This is a genomic window from Glaesserella sp., from assembly GCF_041817755.1.
In the GTDB taxonomy this organism is placed as follows: Bacteria; Pseudomonadota; Gammaproteobacteria; order Enterobacterales; family Pasteurellaceae; genus Glaesserella.
Genome location: NZ_JBGYBX010000065.1, coordinates 1 through 18516 on the forward strand (window position 1 = coordinate 1; position 18516 = coordinate 18516).

General features: G+C 42.0%; 18 protein-coding genes. 11 read left to right on the top strand and 7 right to left on the bottom strand.

What is annotated here, in order from left to right:
* Window positions 1-97 precede the first annotated feature (97 nt).
* The 4 genes from hscA to cpdB all read left to right on the top strand — a co-directional run bounded on the left by hscA (window position 98) and on the right by cpdB (window position 4835).
* Window positions 98-1954, top strand: a complete 1857-nt coding sequence (hscA, locus tag ACEYKX_RS10110; protein WP_373766319.1) for a Fe-S protein assembly chaperone HscA — start codon at window positions 98-100, stop codon at window positions 1952-1954.
* A gap of 147 nt (window positions 1955-2101) precedes the next feature.
* Window positions 2102-2443 (top strand): ISC system 2Fe-2S type ferredoxin, encoded by a 342-nt coding sequence (fdx, locus tag ACEYKX_RS10115; protein WP_373766320.1) that lies wholly within the window; start codon window positions 2102-2104, stop codon window positions 2441-2443.
* Window positions 2443-2637, top strand: a complete 195-nt coding sequence (gene iscX, locus ACEYKX_RS10120) for a Fe-S cluster assembly protein IscX (protein WP_373766321.1) — start codon at window positions 2443-2445, stop codon at window positions 2635-2637. The genes fdx and iscX overlap by 1 nt, the downstream gene beginning before the upstream one ends.
* Window positions 2638-2861: 224 nt before the next feature.
* Window positions 2862-4835 carry a 2',3'-cyclic-nucleotide 2'-phosphodiesterase gene (cpdB, locus tag ACEYKX_RS10125; RefSeq protein WP_373766322.1) on the top strand — a complete coding sequence of 658 codons (1974 nt, stop codon included), beginning with the start codon at window positions 2862-2864 and terminating at the stop codon, window positions 4833-4835.
* A 67-nt stretch (window positions 4836-4902) separates the two neighbouring features.
* Here cpdB and ACEYKX_RS10130 read toward each other — a convergent pair whose 3' ends face one another.
* The 3 genes from ACEYKX_RS10130 to gap all read right to left on the bottom strand — a co-directional run bounded on the left by ACEYKX_RS10130 (window position 4903) and on the right by gap (window position 7027).
* Window positions 4903-5202: an ArsR/SmtB family transcription factor gene (locus tag ACEYKX_RS10130; RefSeq protein WP_373766323.1), complete on the bottom strand. Its 300-nt coding sequence runs from the start codon at window positions 5200-5202 to the stop codon at window positions 4903-4905.
* 80 nt (window positions 5203-5282) lie between these two features.
* The gene (locus tag ACEYKX_RS10135; RefSeq protein WP_373766324.1) at window positions 5283-5813 is read right to left on the bottom strand and encodes a rhodanese family protein; all 531 of its coding nucleotides are present in this window, start codon (window positions 5811-5813) and stop codon (window positions 5283-5285) included.
* Between the two features lie 209 nt (window positions 5814-6022).
* Window positions 6023-7027: a type I glyceraldehyde-3-phosphate dehydrogenase gene (gene gap, locus ACEYKX_RS10140; protein ID WP_373766325.1), complete on the bottom strand. Its 1005-nt coding sequence runs from the start codon at window positions 7025-7027 to the stop codon at window positions 6023-6025.
* Between the two features lie 229 nt (window positions 7028-7256).
* Between gap and msrB the strand changes: the two genes are divergently transcribed.
* Complete coding sequence (gene msrB, locus ACEYKX_RS10145) at window positions 7257-7652, top strand: peptide-methionine (R)-S-oxide reductase MsrB (protein ID WP_373766558.1); 396 nt, start codon at window positions 7257-7259, stop codon at window positions 7650-7652.
* A 43-nt stretch (window positions 7653-7695) separates the two neighbouring features.
* Here the strand turns inward: msrB and ACEYKX_RS10150 are convergent, their stop codons facing one another.
* Together ACEYKX_RS10150 and rdgC are read right to left on the bottom strand one after the other, a co-directional pair.
* Window positions 7696-8934: a multifunctional CCA addition/repair protein gene (locus ACEYKX_RS10150; RefSeq protein ID WP_373766326.1), complete on the bottom strand. Its 1239-nt coding sequence runs from the start codon at window positions 8932-8934 to the stop codon at window positions 7696-7698.
* Between the two features lie 107 nt (window positions 8935-9041).
* Window positions 9042-9947 (bottom strand): recombination-associated protein RdgC, encoded by a 906-nt coding sequence (gene rdgC, locus ACEYKX_RS10155; protein ID WP_373766327.1) that lies wholly within the window; start codon window positions 9945-9947, stop codon window positions 9042-9044.
* Window positions 9948-10110: 163 nt separating this feature from the next.
* Between rdgC and proC the strand changes: the two genes are divergently transcribed.
* The 6 genes from proC to ACEYKX_RS10185 all read left to right on the top strand — a co-directional run bounded on the left by proC (window position 10111) and on the right by ACEYKX_RS10185 (window position 16872).
* On the top strand, window positions 10111-10929 hold the full coding sequence (gene proC / locus ACEYKX_RS10160; protein WP_373766328.1) for a pyrroline-5-carboxylate reductase: 819 nt from the start codon (window positions 10111-10113) through the stop codon (window positions 10927-10929).
* Window positions 10926-12074: a 3-phenylpropionate MFS transporter gene (locus tag ACEYKX_RS10165; RefSeq protein WP_373766329.1), complete on the top strand. Its 1149-nt coding sequence runs from the start codon at window positions 10926-10928 to the stop codon at window positions 12072-12074. Before proC ends, ACEYKX_RS10165 begins: the two co-directional genes overlap by 4 nt.
* Window positions 12075-12208: 134 nt before the next feature.
* Entirely contained in the window at window positions 12209-13552 is a 1344-nt protein-coding gene (locus ACEYKX_RS10170) for a cytochrome ubiquinol oxidase subunit I (RefSeq protein WP_373766330.1), read from the top strand.
* A 1-nt stretch (window position 13553) separates the two neighbouring features.
* Complete coding sequence (cydB, locus tag ACEYKX_RS10175) at window positions 13554-14555, top strand: cytochrome d ubiquinol oxidase subunit II (protein ID WP_373766331.1); 1002 nt, start codon at window positions 13554-13556, stop codon at window positions 14553-14555.
* A 134-nt stretch (window positions 14556-14689) separates the two neighbouring features.
* On the top strand, window positions 14690-15373 hold the full coding sequence (locus tag ACEYKX_RS10180; protein ID WP_373766332.1) for an alpha/beta hydrolase: 684 nt from the start codon (window positions 14690-14692) through the stop codon (window positions 15371-15373).
* Window positions 15374-15477: 104 nt separating this feature from the next.
* Window positions 15478-16872 (top strand): PLP-dependent aminotransferase family protein, encoded by a 1395-nt coding sequence (locus ACEYKX_RS10185; protein ID WP_373766333.1) that lies wholly within the window; start codon window positions 15478-15480, stop codon window positions 16870-16872.
* Between the two features lie 3 nt (window positions 16873-16875).
* Here ACEYKX_RS10185 and ACEYKX_RS10190 read toward each other — a convergent pair whose 3' ends face one another.
* Both ACEYKX_RS10190 and ACEYKX_RS10195 read right to left on the bottom strand, forming a co-directional pair.
* Entirely contained in the window at window positions 16876-18192 is a 1317-nt protein-coding gene (locus ACEYKX_RS10190) for a type II toxin-antitoxin system HipA family toxin (RefSeq protein ID WP_373766334.1), read from the bottom strand.
* Window positions 18186-18425, bottom strand: a complete 240-nt coding sequence (locus tag ACEYKX_RS10195) for a helix-turn-helix domain-containing protein (protein WP_010786623.1) — start codon at window positions 18423-18425, stop codon at window positions 18186-18188. The genes ACEYKX_RS10190 and ACEYKX_RS10195 overlap by 7 nt, the downstream gene beginning before the upstream one ends.
* Between the last annotated feature and the right edge of the window lie 91 nt (window positions 18426-18516).

Here is an 18516-nt window from a genome sequence, read left to right on the forward strand (position 1 = left end):
AAAAGGGGGATTGAGGGGGATTTAACGATCTTGTAAAAATCCTCCCTAGCCCTCCCTGTAAACGGGGAAGGGGAATGAGTTATAGAGAGATAATAAAATGGCATTACTTCAAATCGCAGAACCGGGGCAAACGGCAGCGCCACACCAACATCGCTTGGCGGTGGGGATTGACCTTGGGACGACAAATTCTTTAGTGGCAACGGTGCGTAGCGGACAGGCTCAGGTATTACTTGATGAGAAAGAGCGTGCGTTAGTACCGTCAGTGGTACATTATGCGGCTGAGAATAAAGTTGTTGGAGTGGAAGCCTTTGAGCAAGCGTCAGCTGATCCGCAACACACGGTGATTTCCGTGAAACGTTTAATTGGTCGTTCTTTGGCGGACGTTGAGAAACGTTATCCGAATTTACCTTATCAATTTGTTGCGACGGATAACGGCTTGCCGTTAATTCAAACGCCACAAGGCAATAAAAGCCCGATTGAAGTGTCTGCCGATATTTTAAGCCACTTAAATCAATTTGCAGAAAAACGCTTGGCAGGCGAATTGGCCGGCGTGGTGATTACCGTGCCTGCCTATTTTGATGATGCACAACGTCAAAGTACTAAAGATGCTGCGCGTTTGGCGGGGCTTAATGTGTTGCGTTTATTAAATGAGCCTACGGCAGCTGCGATTGCTTATGGCTTGGATAGCGGTCAAGAAGGTGTGATTGCCGTGTATGACTTAGGCGGCGGTACTTTTGATATTTCGATTTTACGCTTAAGCCGTGGTGTCTTTGAAGTCTTGGCAACGGGTGGTGATACTGCTTTAGGTGGCGATGATTTTGACCATTTATTAGCGAATTGGATTGCGGAACAAGCAGGTATTCGGCCAAATACAGCAAGTGAGCAACGTGAGCTACTTACCCTTGCCACACAAGTCAAAATTGGTTTATCACAAGCGGATAGTTTTACCGCAAAATTTGCAAATTGGCAGAGTGAAATCAGCCGTTTGCAATTTAATGAGCTAATCCAACCGCTTGTAAAACGCTCGTTAATGACTTGTCGCCGAGCCTTGAAAGATGCTGGGGTGGAAGCTCAAGATGTGCGTGAAGTGGTGATGGTCGGTGGCTCAACGAGAGTGCCTTTTGTGCGTGAACAAGTGGGTGAGTTTTTCGGCAAAACGCCATTAACCTCTATTGACCCGGATAAAGTGGTGGCGTTAGGGGCGGCTATTCAAGCGGATATTTTAGTCGGCAATAAACCTGATGCAGAGATGTTGTTGCTAGATGTCGTGCCACTTTCGCTAGGGATTGAAACGATGGGCGGATTGGTAGAAAAAATCATTCCACGCAATACCACTATTCCTGTGGCAAAGGCACAAGAGTTCACCACATTTAAAGATGGGCAGAATGCGATGACGGTTCACGTTGTACAAGGCGAACGTGAGTTAGTCGATGATTGTCGTTCCCTTGGACGTTTTACCTTGCGTGGTATTCCGCCGATGGTTGCTGGGGCAGCACATATTCGCGTGACCTATCAAGTCGATGCGGACGGATTACTGAGTGTCACTGCAATGGAAAAATCAACCAAAGTGCAGGCCTCTATCCAGATTAAGCCGTCTTACGGTTTAACGGACGAAGAAGTCACCGAAATGATTAAATCATCAATGACAAATGCGAAGCAAGATATGGAAGCCCGTCAGCTTGCAGAACAGCGTGTGGAAGCAGATCGTGTGATTGACAGCGTGATTATTGCGTTACAAGAAGACGGCGCAGAACTACTTTTGGTTGATGAATTTAAACGGATTGAAGCGGAATTACAGAAATTGATTTCCGCCAAACAAGGGACAGATCGCCAAGCTATTCAGCAAGGTATTAAAGATCTCGATCTCGCCACCCAAGAATTTGCCGCCAGACGAATGAATTTATCCATTCAAAAAGCCTTAGCAGGTAAGGCGGTTGATGAGGTGATGAATTAATCTATCTATTATGTTCCCTCCCCTGCTTGCGGGGAGGGGTAGGGTGGGGGCAAAAATTACCGCTTGTTTTAGCCAGCTCCCCTCCCCCTGACCCCCCTCCCGTAAACAGGAGGGGGAATTTAAAAATCAAAAAATTAAGAGGACATTATGCCAAAAATTGTTTTTCTTCCACACGAAGAATTTTGCCCGGAAGGTATGGTTGTGGAAGCACAGCCGGGTGAAAACTTATTAGAAGTTGCTCACAATGCAGGAGTTGAAATTCATCACGCTTGTGACGGTTCTTGTGCTTGTACTACTTGTCACGTCGTTATTCGTGAAGGTTTTGACAGCTTAAACGAAACATCGGATCAAGAAGAAGATATGTTAGACAAAGCGTGGGGCTTAGAAATGGATAGCCGTTTGTCTTGTCAATGTGTTGTAGGTGAAGAAGATCTCGTTGTTGAAATTCCAAAATATAACTTAAACCACGCAAATGAGGCGGCACACTAATGAAATGGACAGATGTAAGAATGATCGCAGAAAATCTGTATGATATGAACCCGGATTTAGATCCAACCACCGTGCGTTTTACTGATATGCATAAATGGATCTGCGAGATGGACGGTTTTGATGATGATCCGGAAGCGTCAAATGAACATATTTTAGAAGCGATTTTAACGATTTGGTTAGAAGAGTATGAATAAGCCAACAGCCAGAACTCATACGTTCTGGTTTTTTGTTCCTTTAATGCAATCGATTGCGTATAACTTAATGATTTAATTATTATTTTATATTGACGGAGAATTACGCAACGATGTTTTTTTCTGTGAGTTAGTTCACAAAACAAGCAATTAAGAAAAGAAATTATTGATACGATTTCTTACAATACTATTCCTAAAAAATTGGATATAACACTTGAGGATCTTACATGATGAACAGAAGACGTTTTCTTCAAATCGGTGCAACCACCGTTCTGGCTATCGGTACCAGCCGTTTTGCCTTTGCAGCAGGGGACAGTAAAGTGTCTCTTCGAGTTATTGGTACTACGGATATTCACAGTTTCTTAACGGATTTCGATTATTATAAAGATGCTCCGACGGATAAATTCGGTTTTACCCGTGCTGCAAGCTTGATTGAACAAGCGCGTAAAGAAGCTAAAAACAGCGTACTTGTCGATAATGGCGACTTAATTCAAGGTAATCCGATTGCGGACTATCAAGCAGCGGTCGGTTATAAAGAAGGGAAATCTAACCCCGCGATTGATGTGTTAAACCTCATGAAATACGATGTAGGAACATTAGGTAACCACGAATTTAACTACGGTTTAAAATACCTTGATGATGCAATCAAAGAAGCAAAATTCCCAATCATCAATGCGAACATCGTTAAACCGGGTACAGACGAGCCGGTTTACCAACCATACTTCATTCAGAAAAAAGAAGTGGTTGATGAAGACGGTGTAAAACATACTTTAAATGTGGGTTATATCGGTTTCGTTCCGCCACAAGTGATGGTGTGGGATAAAGCCCATTTAGACGGCAAAGTGGAAGCTCGTGATATTGTGAAAACCGCTGAAAAATATGTGCCAATCGTGAAAAAAGCGGGGGCGGATTTAATCGTGGCACTTGCTCACACAGGTCCGTCTGATGAGCCTTATAAAGAGGGGGCTGAAAACTCAGCCTTCTATCTTGCTGATGTGAAGGGCATTGATGCGGTTATTTTTGGTCACTCACACCGTTTATTCCCAAATAAAGAGTTTGCAAAATCGCCGAATGTTGATATTGAAAAAGGGACAGTGAAAGGTATTCCTGAGTCAATGGCAGGTTACTGGGCGAACAATATCAGCGTGGTGGATTTAACCTTAGCGAAACAAAACGGCAAATGGATTGTAGTTGACGGTAAAGCAGTGTTACGTCCAATCTATGATAATGAGAAAAAAGCTTCAACGGTAGAAAATCACCCTGAAGTCGCCACTTTATTGCAACCTGTTCACGAAGCAACGCGTAAATTCGTGTCACAACCAATCGGTAAAGCGACAGACAATATGTACAGCTACCTTGCTTTAGTTCAAGATGATCCAACAGTACAAATTGTGAACCAAGCTCAAAAAGCCTATGTGGAAAATATCGTGAAAGGATTGCCACAATTAGCAGGTTTACCAATTTTAAGTGCGGGTGCACCGTTTAAAGCAGGCGGTCGTAAAAACGATCCGAACGGTTATACCGAAGTGAACAAAGGTGAATTGACTTTCCGTAACGCAGCGGATTTATATCTCTATCCAAATACGTTAGTTGTGGTGAAAGTTACTGGGGCAGAACTCAAAGAGTGGTTAGAGTGTAGTGCAGGTATGTTTAAACAAATCGATCCGGCGAATGAACAGCCACAAAGTTTATTAGATTGGGAAGGTTTCCGCACTTATAACTTTGACGTGATTGACGGCGTTCAGTATCAATACGACATTACTCAACCGGCACGTTATGATGGTGAAATGAAGTTAATTAATGATAAAGCCCACCGTGTAATGAATTTAACCTATAACGGTAAACCGGTTGATCCAAAAGCAGAATTTTTAATTGCAACCAACAACTACCGTGCATATAGCAATAAATTCCCTGGAACAGGGGAGGATAATATCGTCTTTGCTGCTCCGGATGAAAACCGTCAAATTTTAGCGAACTACATTACCGCTGAAAGTAAAGCGAAAGGTCAAGTCAGCCCGACAGCAGACAAAAACTGGCGTATTGCTCCGATTGCCGCTAAAGGTAAATTAGATATTCGTTTTGAAACGTCGCCAAGTGATAAAGCGAAAGCCTTTATTGCAGAAAAAGCACAATATCCAATGTCATTCGTTGGCACGGATGAAACCGGTTTTGCGATTTATCAGATTGATTTGACGAAGTAAGAGGATAAGTAAAGGAACATATTTGTGTTCCTTTACTTTTTATAGGTGGTATCTCGATACTTTTTGGCTAAGATTGGTCTTTTTGACAGAAAAGACGGTATAACAAGTTGATAGTTTCTGTGACTTTCTCGTCTTTAATATAATAAAGCCTTTCTCGATGCTTGATTTCACAATCGATTAAACCGGCCTCACGTAGAATAGCAAGCTGATTTGACATTGCTGCTTGTGGCAACGATATCATTTGAGCTAATTCAGTAACGTTATATTGCTGATCTTTTAAGTGGCATAATACGGCCAACCGATTCGGATTAGCCAGTAGCTTTAAAAAAGCAGTAGCGTCATGATATGTTTTAAGTGCGTCTTCCATTAATTTCTCTGTAGTGTTATAAAATCGTTTTGTATGACAACATTTTATCACTGAATGTTCGCCGACTATCAAACTTTTTGTTAACGTTTATTCCATGGCATTATAGCGAGTAGTTTCGCCATTCCGCAGAATCCGGTGATACCGGCAAATGTCAGACCGGCGCCGACAAAACCGGCTAATAAATAAAAAGTCGGTGTAATAAACCAGCCTAATATTACGCCGATAAGCACTAACATGCCTGCGGCAATTTGTACTTGGCGCATTAACTCGATCGGTTGCGAGCGATCCGTTTTGGCTTTTAATCCGGCTTTTTTCCAACCTTCTAAGCCGTTTTCGAGAATAAACACTTCGCCATGCTGATTCTGAGTTAATTGCGCAATCAATTCCCGTGCACCGGCTGTGCGCATTCCTGACTTACAATGAAAAATAACACAGCTGTTCCGTGATACGACAGGCGGTAATCCGACAGATTGTAATTGGGAAAGCGGGTAGGAAACGGCATTTTCAATATGTTCACGGCGATATTCATCCGATTGTCGAATATCGATGAGTATAGCGCCTTGTAAAATCTTTGTTTGTGCATCGTGAGCTGAGATTAGTGAAATCGTCATGATATTTGTCCTATTTAACTAAAATAATATTAAATATATATTATATTAATCTGTTTTTATTTTTTAGAGAAGAGGCTAAGTGAAATTATTAAAAGTCGATAAGTATTTTTTGCAAAAAAATCGTTGAAACAGACCGCTTGTATGAGGCGTATAAAACAAAAACGCCGCTCATTGAGCGGCGTTTCGTTATATTATAGATCTTTAAGGGATTAGCCTTTGTAGTTGTGTACTAATGCAACTAAGTCTAACACTTTGTTTGAGTAACCGGTTTCATTATCGTACCAAGATACTAATTTCACGAAAGTATCGGTTAATGCAATACCTGCAGCCGCATCAAATACGGATGTTTCGATTGCACCGTTGAAGTCGGTAGAAACTACCGCATCTTCCGTGTAGCCTAAAACGCCTTTCATTTCATTTTCAGAAGCGCGTTTGATTTCAGCACAGATTTCAGCGTAAGTTGCCGGTTTTTCTAAGTTCACTGTTAAATCTACTACAGAGACGTTTGCTGTAGGGACACGGAACGCCATACCGGTTAATTTACCGTTTAACGCAGGTAATACTTTACCTACAGCTTTTGCAGCACCGGTTGAAGACGGGATGATGTTTTGTGACGCACCGCGACCACCACGCCAGTCTTTCGCAGAAGGACCGTCTACCGTTTTTTGTGTCGCTGTAGTTGCGTGAACGGTTGTCATTAAGCCTTCTTTGATACCGAATTTGTTGTGGATAACTTTAGCTAATGGCGCTAAGCAGTTTGTAGTACAAGATGCGTTAGAAACGATATCCTGACCTGCATAAGCGTCAAAGTTTACACCGTTAACAAACATTGGCGTATTGTCTTTAGACGGACCGGTTAACACCACTTTTTTCGCGCCGGCAGTAATGTGTTTACGTGCAGTTGCATCATCTAAGAACAAACCTGTCGCTTCAACAGCGATATCAACACCGATTTCGTCCCATTTTAAGTTTGCCGGATCACGCTCAGCCGTTACGCGGATTGCTTTACCGTTAACAACTAATTTGCCGTCTTTAACTTCAACAGAACCATCGAAACGACCGTGAGTTGAATCGTATTTTAACATGTAAGCCATGTAATCAACGTCGATTAAGTCGTTGATACCGACTACTTCGATATCATCACGTTGTTGTGCTGCGCGGAATACGATACGACCGATACGACCGAAGCCGTTAATACCAATTTTAATTGCCATAGATTTTCTACCTATATTAAAGTTAAACGAAATTGTTCCTTCCGTTTGTCTGGAAAGGCAAGCCGATTATAGCATAATCTTTCCCATGCCTGACAACCTAAAGAACAGCAAGAAATATAGCAGATAAATTTTATGTGATCTATGTCAAATTTTTTTTAACACATTCTTGAAAGCAATATAAAAGTGTAGAATAACTTAGCTAACCTTAACAAAACGAACAGGAAAAATGATGATTAAAGATATGAGTGAACTCACTGAGGAGCAGATTGAAATCTGCTTAAACAGTGGGACGGAAAGACCGTTTACCGGAAAGTTTTTAAATGAAGATCGTGTAGGCACATACCGTTGTGTTCGTTGCCACAACGCACTGTTCCGATCAGATACGAAATTTGATGCAGGTTGTGGTTGGCCGAGCTTTTATGAAGCTGTTTCAGAGTCTTCATTACGTTATGTGGATGATTACAGTTTAGGGCGCCATCGAATTGAGATTCGCTGCGGTAACTGTGATGCGCATATGGGGCACGTCTTTCATGATGGTCCGCCACCAACAGGATTACGCTTTTGTCTTAATTCCGTCGCATTGAATTTTAAATGGGATGAGACAGGGGAAGAAATTGACGGATAGCAGGTCAGATCTGTTTAACGGCGCAAGACGTGCGCCTTTTTAATCATTCGATCAGTTTTCGATACTCTTTCAAGGCATATGCTCTACGTTTATCCAATTCCGCCTTAATCCCGGCTTTTTCAAAGCCATCGTTAATCACCGCTTGAATATCCACTTCACAGGCGACTTGATAGAGCTGTTTTGCATAATCCGCTTGTGGATATTCCCGATTTTCAAAGCCTAAACGCCCTTTGCTATCTGCTTCGCAAACCAATAAAAAATCAAAAAAACGTTCGGGTTTACGCCATACATCAAGTTTATTAAACAATTTCACCACGGTTTCAGGACGTAGCTCTGTGATTTTATGGCTATGGGTGTGAAATTCTGTAACGAGTTTAGCGAATGCCTTAGTATGTGCAGGTACTTTCAAGCGATTTGCCAGCTGCTCTGTTGGAGTAACGCCTTTCTGCTCGTGTCCGTAATGATGGGGCAGAATATCCTTCGGGGTTAAGGCTTTACCAAGATCGTGGCAAAGTGCGGCAAATAACACGCTTTCAGGATCATTTGCTCGAATCGATAATTTTTTCGCCTGTTCTACAACCATCAAAGTATGAACGCCACTATCAATTTCAGGGTGATGTTTTTCAGGTTGAGGAACGCTAAAGAGTGCCTCCACTTCCGGAAATAGCACTTTTAATGCCCCGACTTCTCGTAATACTTGGAAATAGATGTGTGGCGTGTCGGTGGCGAAGGCTTTTTGGGTTTCCAACCAAACACGTTCTGCCGTTAAATGAGCTAACTCACCGCAAGCGGTCATTTCTTGCATTAATTTTACCGTTTCAGGGTCAATCCGAAACCCGAGAGAATGGAAACGTGCGGCAAAGCGAGCCACACGCAATACCCGTAGCGGATCTTCGGCAAAGGCAGGGGAAACGTGGCGAAGTGTGCGATGTTTAAGATCGGCAACACCCCCGTAAAAATCGTGGTAGTTGCCGTCAAGATCTTGAGCAATCGCATTAATGGTAAGATCTCTGCGGATTAAATCTTGTTCAAGAGTAACCTCAGGGGTAAAGTCGCAGATAAAACCGTTGTAGCCGTTGCCGTTTTTGCGTTCTGTGCGGGCAAGGGCGTATTCTTCTTTGGTTTGTGGGTGCAAAAACACAGGAAAGTCGTTGCCGACTTGCTGATAGCCTTGCGACAAAAGCTGTTCAGGTGTCGCCCCGACAATCAGCCAATCACGATCTTTAACCGCTAAGCCGAGCAGTTGATCTCGCACCGCTCCGCCGACAAGGTAGATGTTCATTGTTATTCTCTATTTGTTCAATGATGGCGCTCGTTTACAAACGAGTGCCCGGTTTTGATTCAGGCACACGTTAAAAACGTGCGCCATCCGGGGTAGATTTGCATAGGTTAAATCCTTTCCTGAATGCCACCAAACTCTTCAGTCAATTTTTCTGTGAACAGACGTAATTCTTCCGTCATTAACAGAAAATCCGCATCGAAACGTTGGGCTTTATCTTCTTTCAAAATATCATCGTTCTTTTCACGCACTTCATCGGCGAATTTAACACGGGCAAGGGTGGCATCTTCGTTCAATACAAAAGAAAAATGATTTTCCCAGTCCAATGCAAGTTTTGTGACAAATTTACCCGCTTGTAAATGTTGGCTGATCTCGTCGCTTTCTAAATCTTGGCGTTTACAACGGATGACACTGTCGGTATCAAAGGATTTCAACTCCGCTTCTTCCAGAAGCGTCAGCCAACTCGGTGTATGTCCTTTTGCCACCCAATTTGTCATTACTTCGCTCGGTTGTAGCGTGAAGGAAATCGGCACAACAGGCAAAGAACCAAGGGATTTGCGTAACAAAGCAAGGGTGTCTTCGGCACGTTTTGCCGAGCCACTATCCACATAAACGAGCTGTTTATCTAAGTCTAACCAAATCGCCGTAAATTGATGTTTACTAAACGCACGGGGCAATAACATTGCCACCACATCATCTTTAATAGCCTGTTTTTCCGTTTTCTTCAGCTTGCGTTGCTCTTTTTGTTCTAAGGCTTCAATGCGGTTTTCCGTTTCTTTTTTGACGACGTGGGCTGGTAATAATTTTTCTTCTTTATGGGAAACCAGTAGGAACTGTTGACCCTGTGCAAAGTGCAACAGTTCGCTTCCTGCAAGCGGTGACGACCAGCCAAATTTTTGCATATCGCTTTGTTGGCAAGGGGTGAATTTTGTTTGTTGTAATTGTGCGTCTAATTCACTGCTAGTGAAGCGCAATTCACCGGTTAAACGGTAAATCATGACATTTTTGAACCACATGGATATGTCCTTAATTGATGGAATGAAAGCTTATTTGATTGAAATGCTGGCGCGAGCGTCTCGCTCGTGCCAAAATAGTTAAACGAGGCAGGAATATCTATTCATACCAACAGATCCCTATTCTACGCTAAAACCCCCATTTTACAAAAACAAGGAGAGCCGAATGCAACACAAAAAAATCGCCTTTATCGGTGCCGGTAATATGGCGTTTGCGATCATTTCAGGATTAATCAAAAGCGGTTATCCGGCTACACAAATTATCGCTCGTAATAAAAGCAATGAAACTCGCCGTTCGCAGCTGAGAGCAATGGGCGTTCAGGTGGATTTGTCTAACCTTGACGCCGTGACCCAAGCAGATGTGGTGATTTTGGCGGTCAAACCGCAGATGATGGCGGAAGTGTGCAGTGAGTTTGCGCAAGTAGATTTTAGGGCAAAATGGGTGATTTCCGTTGCGGCTGGGATTTCTGTTGCCCGTCTTGAACAACTGTTACCAACAGCAACCAACATTGTTCGGACAATGCCGAATACGCCATCGCTCATCGGTGAAGGCATAGCAGGATTATTTGCAAAAAAATCGGTAGATCCGACCGCTTGTCAATTTGCGGAACAGCTACTGTCTGCGGTAGGCAAATGTTATTGGGTGGAGACGGAAGCGGAGATCAACCAAATTATTGCCATCACAGGCTCTAGTCCTGCTTACTTCTTTAAGTTTATGGAAGCCATGCAAGAAGCAGCGGTTAAAATGGGCTTTAGTGAACAAAATGCTCGTTATTTAGTGCAATCGGCAGCTTTAGGGGCGGCAAAAATGGTGGTGGAAAATCCAGATGTCACTTTGGCAACCTTACGCGAAAATGTCACCTCAAAAGGCGGTACAACAGCTCAGGCGTTGGCGGTATTTGAACAGCGTGAGCTAAATGCAACCGTTGAACAAGCGATGAATGCGGCAATTAAACGTGCAGAAGAGATGGAAAAATCCCTATGATAAAATTTACCCCTTTTCAATGGTCGTCGTTTAACTTCTTCGGCTTTTACTGTGCCTATGGCGTGCTGTTGCCGTTTTTGCCTGTGTGGTTGAACCATCACGGCTACGATTCGGGAATGATTGGCTTATTAATCGCTTCGGGTTATCTGTTCCGTTTTTTAGGGGCAATGACCTTTTCTAAACGCATTTCCCACCCTAACCAACTACTTTCTCTTGCACGTTGGCTAACGTGGATCGCCATTGCCACCCTGTTTTTAGTTGCCTTTGGGGTACAAACTATCTGGATTTTATTTCCGGCAATCGCACTGTTCCATATCTTCAACGGCGGTGCAATGCCGATTGCCGATACCATTGCTTCCACTTGGCAACAGCAAGTCGGGATTGATTATGGCAGAACACGTTTGTTCGGCTCGATTGCCTTTGTAGTCGGCTCAGTGAGCACAGGCTATTTAGTCGGCTGGCTAGGGGAAAGTGCGATTATCGGCATTTTGATCGGCTGGCTAGTTTTTCTAGGCACTGGCTTAACGGTCAAACCAACCCAAGGCTTTGTACAAACGGAAGAAAAAGCTCAATCAGATTTAAGCTATCTGCAATTAATGAAAGTGCCAACCACATTCAAAATGTTGATTGCCGTTTCCTTAATTCAAGCTTCTCACGCCGCTTATTATGCTTATAGTACGATTTATTGGGCATCGGCAGGCATTTCGACCCAAAGTGCAAGTTTATTATGGGGATTGGCAGTGGTTTCAGAAATTCTGTTTTTCTTCTTTGCCAACCGTGTATTTAAAACGTGGAAAATCAGCCATTTAATGATCTTATCTGCCGTTGGCTCAATGGTGCGTTGGATCTTACTGGCTTCCACCACCAATATGGCGATCTTAATGGCAATGCAGATGTTCCATTCTATCTCTTATGGGGCAGGGCATTATGCCATGATCCGCTACCTTTCAACCCAACCCACGGAACAAATGGCAAAACTACAAGCACTCTATTTTAGCTTTGCAAGCTGTATTTTTATGGCGTTGTTTACCTTTATCGCAGGCTTGGTCTATCAAGTTTCGCCGACAGGCAGCTTCTGGCTAATGGTGCTGTTTGCACTGCCTGCGGTTTTTATTGTGCCGAAGCGGTTTGAGACGAAGCTATAATTTTCATAACAGATCAAAAAGATATTGTTTATTAAGTTTAATCTGTTATGGTTTTATGACGGAAAACTATATATTTCTGTTTTGATTCAAATATGAGAGACTCCGCGCCTATTTCATTAGTTATAGGTGATTTTATGGATCTCGGTCTTACGGCGTTAATGCTGGCACGTATTCAGTTTGCATTTACTGTCTCTTTTCACATTGTATTTCCCGCCACGTCTATCGGTTTAGCCTGTTTCTTGGCATTTTTGGAGTGGCGTTGGTTAAAAACGAAAAATCCGGTTTATCAGGATTTGTTTAAATTTTGGCTGAAAATTTTTGCGATTGCATTTGGTATGGGTGTGGTGTCGGGCATTGTGATGAGTTATCAATTCGGCACAAACTGGAGCGAATTTTCTCGTATTGCCGGCAGTGTAACCGGGCCTTTACTGACTTATGAAGTGCTGAGTGCGTTTTTCTTGGAAGCCGGATTCCTTGGCATTATGTTATTCGGTTGGGGACGAGTCAGTGAAAAGGCTCACTTTGCAGCAACCTTGATGGTGGCGATTGGTACATGTATTTCAATGTTTTGGATTTTATCGTCAAACAGTTGGATGCAAACGCCACAGGGTTTTCGCATTGAAAACGGGATTATCGTACCGGAAGATTGGTGGGTGATTGTGTTTAATCCCTCCTTCCCTTATCGCTTTACGCATATGGCGGTCGCGGCTTTCTTGGTATCGGCAATTTTAGTCGTGGGGACTGCTGGCTGGCATTTGTTGAAAGGTCGCCGTGATCAGATTATCAAAAAATCATTTTCTTATGGCTTGTGGGTGGTGTTGGCAACCTCTGTGGCACAGGTTTTTGTCGGTGATATGCACGGTTTAAATACGTTGAAACATCAACCGACTAAGTTAGCGGCAATTGAAGGTCACTGGGAAACGAACCATGATCACGGTATGCCATTGTTACTTTTTGCTATTCCGGATATGGAGCAAGAGAAAAACCATTTTGAAATTGCCATTCCAAATTTAGGCAGCATTATTTTAACTCATACTTTAGACGGTAAAGTTACCGGATTGAAAGAATATGCACCTGAAGATCGTCCGAATGTGCCAATCGTATTCTGGAGTTTCCGAGTGATGGTCGGGATGGGGATGTTAATGGTTTTAATGTCTTTAACCGCACTCTATTTAAGAAAGCGTAATTCGTTATATGAAACAACGTGGTTCCATAAATTTGCCTTTGTGATGACACCATCAGGTTATATCGCATTATTAGCAGGTTGGGTGACCACGGAAGTAGGGCGTCAACCTTGGACGGTATATGGCGTGATGCGGACTAAAGATTCTCTCTCTCATACCGTTTCCGCCGATCAAGTAGGATTAACATTGATTATATTTGTTATTGTTTATGCAATTGTCTTTGGTAGCGGTATTTATTATATGCTCCGCCACTTATTCAAAGGTCCTGAAATGATTTATTCAAAGGAGCAATAAAATGGATATCGCATTAGTTTGGTTCGGCATTATCGGGCTTGGTGTGTTGATTTATGTCGTATTAGACGGCTTTGATTTAGGTATTGGCATTTTATTTCCTTTTGTGAAAGGAAAAGAAGAACGCGATGTGATGATGAATACCGTTGCCCCTGTTTGGGACGGCAATGAAACGTGGATGGTCTTAGGCGGTGCAGGGCTATATGGAGCTTTCCCTCTAGTTTATTCTACGGTGTTATCTGCACTTTATTTACCTATTACGTTAATGGCGTTAGCATTAATTTTCCGTGGTGTTTCTTTTGAATTTCGCTTTAAAGCAACGAAAACTCAAAAATTTTGGGATTATGCGTTTATTTGGGGATCGATACTCTCGAGTTTTTTACAAGGGGTAATTTTAGGGGCTGTGATTCAAGGCATTGAAACTCATAACGGTATTTATTCTGGTGGCACTTTTGATTGGTTAACGCCGTTTAGTTTATTTGTGGGTTTTGCGGTAGTCGTGATGTATGCCACATTAGGCTGTGCATGGCTAATTTATAAAACAGCAGATGATCTACAACAAACAATGTATCGACTTATGCCTAAAATGACAGCAATCTTATTTATTGTTTTTGTTGCGGTCTTAGCTGTTTCACCTATGGTTGATGCAAATTTTGCAACACGTTGGTTTGATATGCCAAATGTGATTTATTTCATCATTATGGTTGCACTGACTTTCATTTGTTTTGGTATGGTATTTAAGTCTTGCCAGCAAAAAAATGAAGTTAAGCCTTTTGTATATACTATTGTATTGATGTTATTGGCATTCGTTGGATTTGTGTTGAGCTTATTCCCTTACATCATTCCGCCATCAATCGACATCTGGCAGGCATCTGCACCTCGCTCTAGTCAAATGTTTGCTTTGGTAGGTGCGTTAATTTTTATTCCAATTATTATTGCTTATACGATTCTGTCTTATTGGGTGTTCCGAGATAAAGTGCGTGTCGGTGATGAGGGGTATCATTGATGGAGATTAAAATGAAATTAAGTTCGACCCAATGGTTTATTCTGCTTTGGCTTCTAGGCTTTACTGGATTAGCTGTTATTGCAGGACTATTTAAAATATTATTATATTTTGCTTATTAATTTATCGGAGTAAAAATGAAAAAACCTTCAATTGTATTGGTTCATGGTTTTTGGGGCGGTGCAGCGCATTGGGCAAAAGTTATTGTTCAGTTACGCAAGCAAGGCTTTGATAAAATCTATGCAGTAGAAAATTCACTCACTTCATTGGCAGATGATGCAGAACGTACACGTAAAATGGTACAAAGCATTGATGATGACGTTGTGTTTGTTGGCCATTCTTACGGTGGAGAAGTCATTACTGAAATGGGGAATTTACCCAATGTCAAAGCCTTGGTTTATATTGCCGCCTTTGCACCTGATGCAAATGAAAGTGCAGGGGCGATTAGTGCCGCAAATCCGCCCGCAGCTTTTTCAAGTATAGAGCCTGATGCGGATGGTTTCTTATGGATAAATAAAGCGAAATATCAAGAAAGTTTCTGCCAAGATTTAGATAATGATGAAGCTTTTGTATTAGCAGTAACGCAAAAACCGGCCAAAGCAACTACATTTGGCGATACGGTTACCGATCCTGCGTGGAAATATAAGCCAAGTTTTTATCAAATTTCGACTGAAGATCGAATGATCAGCTTAGTTAATCAAGAAATGATGAGTGAAAGATTAAATGCTCGCAAAATCATTCGCCTTGACGCAAGCCACGCCTCGCTTTCTTCAAGAGCAGAAGAAGTGACAAACTTAATCATTGAAGCTACAAAAATTTAATGATGTATAGCCTCCGGTTTTTTTAGAAACTGGAGGTTATTTTTAGATGTTTATGATTAGGGTAAAATGATCAGGATTTTTTATAAACCTAATAACATAACGCTATGTACAAATACACCAAACTCACCCAGCACCTTAAACATCTGATTGAAACAGGTGAGTTGAAACCGCACGAGAAATTACCGTCTTTGCGAGATCAGGTACAACGTTCGGGATTGAGTTTGATGACGGTATTAAACGCCTATCAAGAGTTAGAAGCTCAAGGGCTGATTTATTCGGTGCAGAAGAGCGGTTATTTTGTTGCACCTTTTTACCCGTCTTCTCGTCCGCACGCCAACAGTGAAATTAGGTTGAACAAACAAGTCGAGATTAATTCGTTGGTGTTTCGTTATCTAAAATCCATTCAAGCTACGGATATTGTACCTCTAGGGTCGCCTTTTCCGAGCCACGATTATCTCAATCCGCCTAAATTGCTGCAAATTCTAAGCCAGCTTAGCCGTGATAGAACGCGAATTGAGCCACAGCCTGTGTTGTCGGGGAATGTGGAATTACGCAAATTAATCGCACAACGTTACCGCTTGCAAGGTATTCCTACACAAGCCGATGATATTGTGATTATGTCCGGCTGTTTGGACGCGCTGAACCTTTCGCTACAAGCCTTAACGCAACAGGGCGATTATATTTTATTACAGCAGACGGTATTTTATGGGGCGTGGCAGATTGCGGAAAAGTTAGGTTTAAATGTTGTTACTTTGCCCGGCCACCCAAGCGGTTTTGACCTTGTGGCATTTGAGCAAGCCTTACAGCATTATCCCATCAAGGTTTGTTGGTTTATGCTCAACTGCCACAATCCGCTGGGGTTTACCGTCAGTCCTGAAATCAAACAGCAGATTGGGGAACTGTTGGCTCAATATCAAGTGCATTTAATTGAAGATGACGTATATCAAGAACTTTATTATCGGGGCGAAAAGCCCTTGCCGATGAAGGCGTTTGACACACAAAACTGGGTATTGCATTGTTCTTCTTTTTCTAAAATTTTAGGGGCAAATTTCCGTATCGGCTGGGTTCACGCAGGGCAATTTGCCGATAAGATCCAACATTTGCAACTGATGAGTACCATTTCCGCCAACGGTTTAATTCAACAAGCTTTAGTGGAATTTATCTCTAATCACCACTATGAAAAACATTTGCGAAACCTTCGTCGTCATTTAGAAAAGAATAAAAAGCAGTGTTTGGACTATTTACGTCAGCACTTGCCTGCAAGTTGTCCTATCGAACACCACAGCAGTGGCTATTTCCTTTGGATACACCTGCCCGAGCATTTGGATAGTATGCGGATTTATCAACAGTTGCTCGAAGAAAAAATCAGCATCAGTCCAAGCGAGCTTTTTACCTTGTCTACTTCGCAGCATAAAGGGATTAGGGTTAATTGCTCTTATGCTTGGAGCCAAGAGATCGAACAGGCGTTAGGGGTTTTGGTGAGAGCTTTGGCAAAATAGCGGTTATTTCATAGAAACTTTTTGCACCTGTTTTATTATGCCCGTAAATATTTGATCCCGTATATTTTCATCTATCTGTTTGGGCAATGTTGTTGCTACGCTATCAATGGTTTCTTGTATTGTATCGCAAATTTGCTCTATCACTTGTTTCATATCACTTGAACTAAATCCGACAAACTTAGCTGTGGCATAGAAATGTTCAGCATAAATTTTACTCCAATGCCATTTTTTTCCTTTTTGCGTGCTACGCAAGCTCATTGCCATTTGTAATTCACTGTGATGCCAACCTTTTCCGCCTAACATTGGATAAGCAGAAAGTACGTCATACACTGGGGATAAGTGATAACGCCCTTGTTTTTCAATGGCGAGAGAAAAGTTTTTAGCGTGTCCATCAATGGCAGCCAGTAGCCAAAACAGAAATTGAGTTTGCATAAATTGACGGCGATCGTTGGGATTACTGGAGTAGAGCAACTTATTCATCATATCCCCAATACCAACTCCACCATCGCTTTCATATTTTTGCGTTGGCGATAAGCTGAATGCCTGACAGAAATCTTCGTAAGGTAAACGTAAAAAATAACTGCCATCTTGACTAAGACGGCGATCAAAACGTTCAACAGCTAATGCCCGTATATCGTTCATTTCCAATAATTCAACGTTTGCGGAAGGGATATTGAAAGCAGAAAATAATCTCAAACAGACGAGTTCGTTATCTACACTTTTTGACAGATCAAGCATGTGTTTAGGGGTACGAATTTCTCCCATAGGCAATTTGAAAATATGCGTTGTCGGGGTCAATCCGTGTGGTAATTTCCATTTGCCGTTATGCCAAAGCAGAGCTGTTTTTTCTTGTGCACCAGCAATAGAAATTCTGAAGTCCTGATTATTATCAATCATACCAAGCGGGGCATTGTATTGATAACTTTGTAGAATTTTCGCCATTTCACTCTCGTTTAATTCTGTGGCTTGAATTATTCGATGATTAGGAATTTGTTCATCTTCCCCTAAAAGAGTAATAGCACCCGCAGAATCGCGACCAATTTTAGCAAGTAAGTCAAAAGGTTGTTGTGTTTCAGCATTAAATCTTGTCGCAATTCTTGCTCGAATTTGAGGATTATCGGGCAGTAAATTATCAAAGAAATTAATCACTTCTTTGCCTTGATATGTTGCTCTTTGCAAGGGCATAGAAAGGGAAATCGGGCGAGCTAATGGGGAATTTAGCCAACTTTCAGCATAGGAAAAATGGTGGGAACCCGATAAAGTGCGGTCAAAATACCCAACCATTTCGCCATTCATTAATACTCGTAATCGCATTACCATTCATCATTCCCCTCTGTTTTTTCAGGACGAGGTTGGATATGTAGTTCATAGCCTAAACCTGAAAGTAACTTGAATAATGTTTCAATAGTGGCTTTATCGGTTTTTTTCTCAAATGTGGAAATCGTGGCTTGCCGTAAAGCCACTTGATTTGCGATTTGCATTTGAGAGAGCTTTTTTTGCTTACGAATATCGCGTAGGCTATTTCCAAGCATATCTGGTGTCGTGATTAACATATTTTTTCCAAATTTATTTTATACTAAGAAGAGTATAATTTATGAAATATACGCTGTAAAGTATATTTTTGATTTTATACTAAATTGCGTA

What these genes read in the sequence shown, in the direction of transcription:
- hscA (WP_373766319.1), top strand. Translation starts at nt 98, where the DNA reads ATGGCATTACTTCAAATCGCAGAACCGGGGCAAACGGCAGCGCCACAC.
- fdx (WP_373766320.1), top strand. Translation starts at nt 2,102, where the DNA reads ATGCCAAAAATTGTTTTTCTTCCACACGAAGAATTTTGCCCGGAAGGT.
- iscX (WP_373766321.1), top strand. Translation starts at nt 2,443, where the DNA reads ATGAAATGGACAGATGTAAGAATGATCGCAGAAAATCTGTATGATATG.
- cpdB (WP_373766322.1), top strand. Translation starts at nt 2,862, where the DNA reads ATGATGAACAGAAGACGTTTTCTTCAAATCGGTGCAACCACCGTTCTG.
- ACEYKX_RS10130 (WP_373766323.1), bottom strand. Translation starts at nt 5,202, where the DNA reads ATGGAAGACGCACTTAAAACATATCATGACGCTACTGCTTTTTTAAAG.
- ACEYKX_RS10135 (WP_373766324.1), bottom strand. Translation starts at nt 5,813, where the DNA reads ATGACGATTTCACTAATCTCAGCTCACGATGCACAAACAAAGATTTTA.
- gap (WP_373766325.1), bottom strand. Translation starts at nt 7,027, where the DNA reads ATGGCAATTAAAATTGGTATTAACGGCTTCGGTCGTATCGGTCGTATC.
- msrB (WP_373766558.1), top strand. Translation starts at nt 7,257, where the DNA reads ATGATTAAAGATATGAGTGAACTCACTGAGGAGCAGATTGAAATCTGC.
- ACEYKX_RS10150 (WP_373766326.1), bottom strand. Translation starts at nt 8,934, where the DNA reads ATGAACATCTACCTTGTCGGCGGAGCGGTGCGAGATCAACTGCTCGGC.
- rdgC (WP_373766327.1), bottom strand. Translation starts at nt 9,947, where the DNA reads ATGTGGTTCAAAAATGTCATGATTTACCGTTTAACCGGTGAATTGCGC.
- proC (WP_373766328.1), top strand. Translation starts at nt 10,111, where the DNA reads ATGCAACACAAAAAAATCGCCTTTATCGGTGCCGGTAATATGGCGTTT.
- ACEYKX_RS10165 (WP_373766329.1), top strand. Translation starts at nt 10,926, where the DNA reads ATGATAAAATTTACCCCTTTTCAATGGTCGTCGTTTAACTTCTTCGGC.
- ACEYKX_RS10170 (WP_373766330.1), top strand. Translation starts at nt 12,209, where the DNA reads ATGGATCTCGGTCTTACGGCGTTAATGCTGGCACGTATTCAGTTTGCA.
- cydB (WP_373766331.1), top strand. Translation starts at nt 13,554, where the DNA reads ATGGATATCGCATTAGTTTGGTTCGGCATTATCGGGCTTGGTGTGTTG.
- ACEYKX_RS10180 (WP_373766332.1), top strand. Translation starts at nt 14,690, where the DNA reads ATGAAAAAACCTTCAATTGTATTGGTTCATGGTTTTTGGGGCGGTGCA.
- ACEYKX_RS10185 (WP_373766333.1), top strand. Translation starts at nt 15,478, where the DNA reads ATGTACAAATACACCAAACTCACCCAGCACCTTAAACATCTGATTGAA.
- ACEYKX_RS10190 (WP_373766334.1), bottom strand. Translation starts at nt 18,192, where the DNA reads ATGGTAATGCGATTACGAGTATTAATGAATGGCGAAATGGTTGGGTAT.
- ACEYKX_RS10195 (WP_010786623.1), bottom strand. Translation starts at nt 18,425, where the DNA reads ATGTTAATCACGACACCAGATATGCTTGGAAATAGCCTACGCGATATT.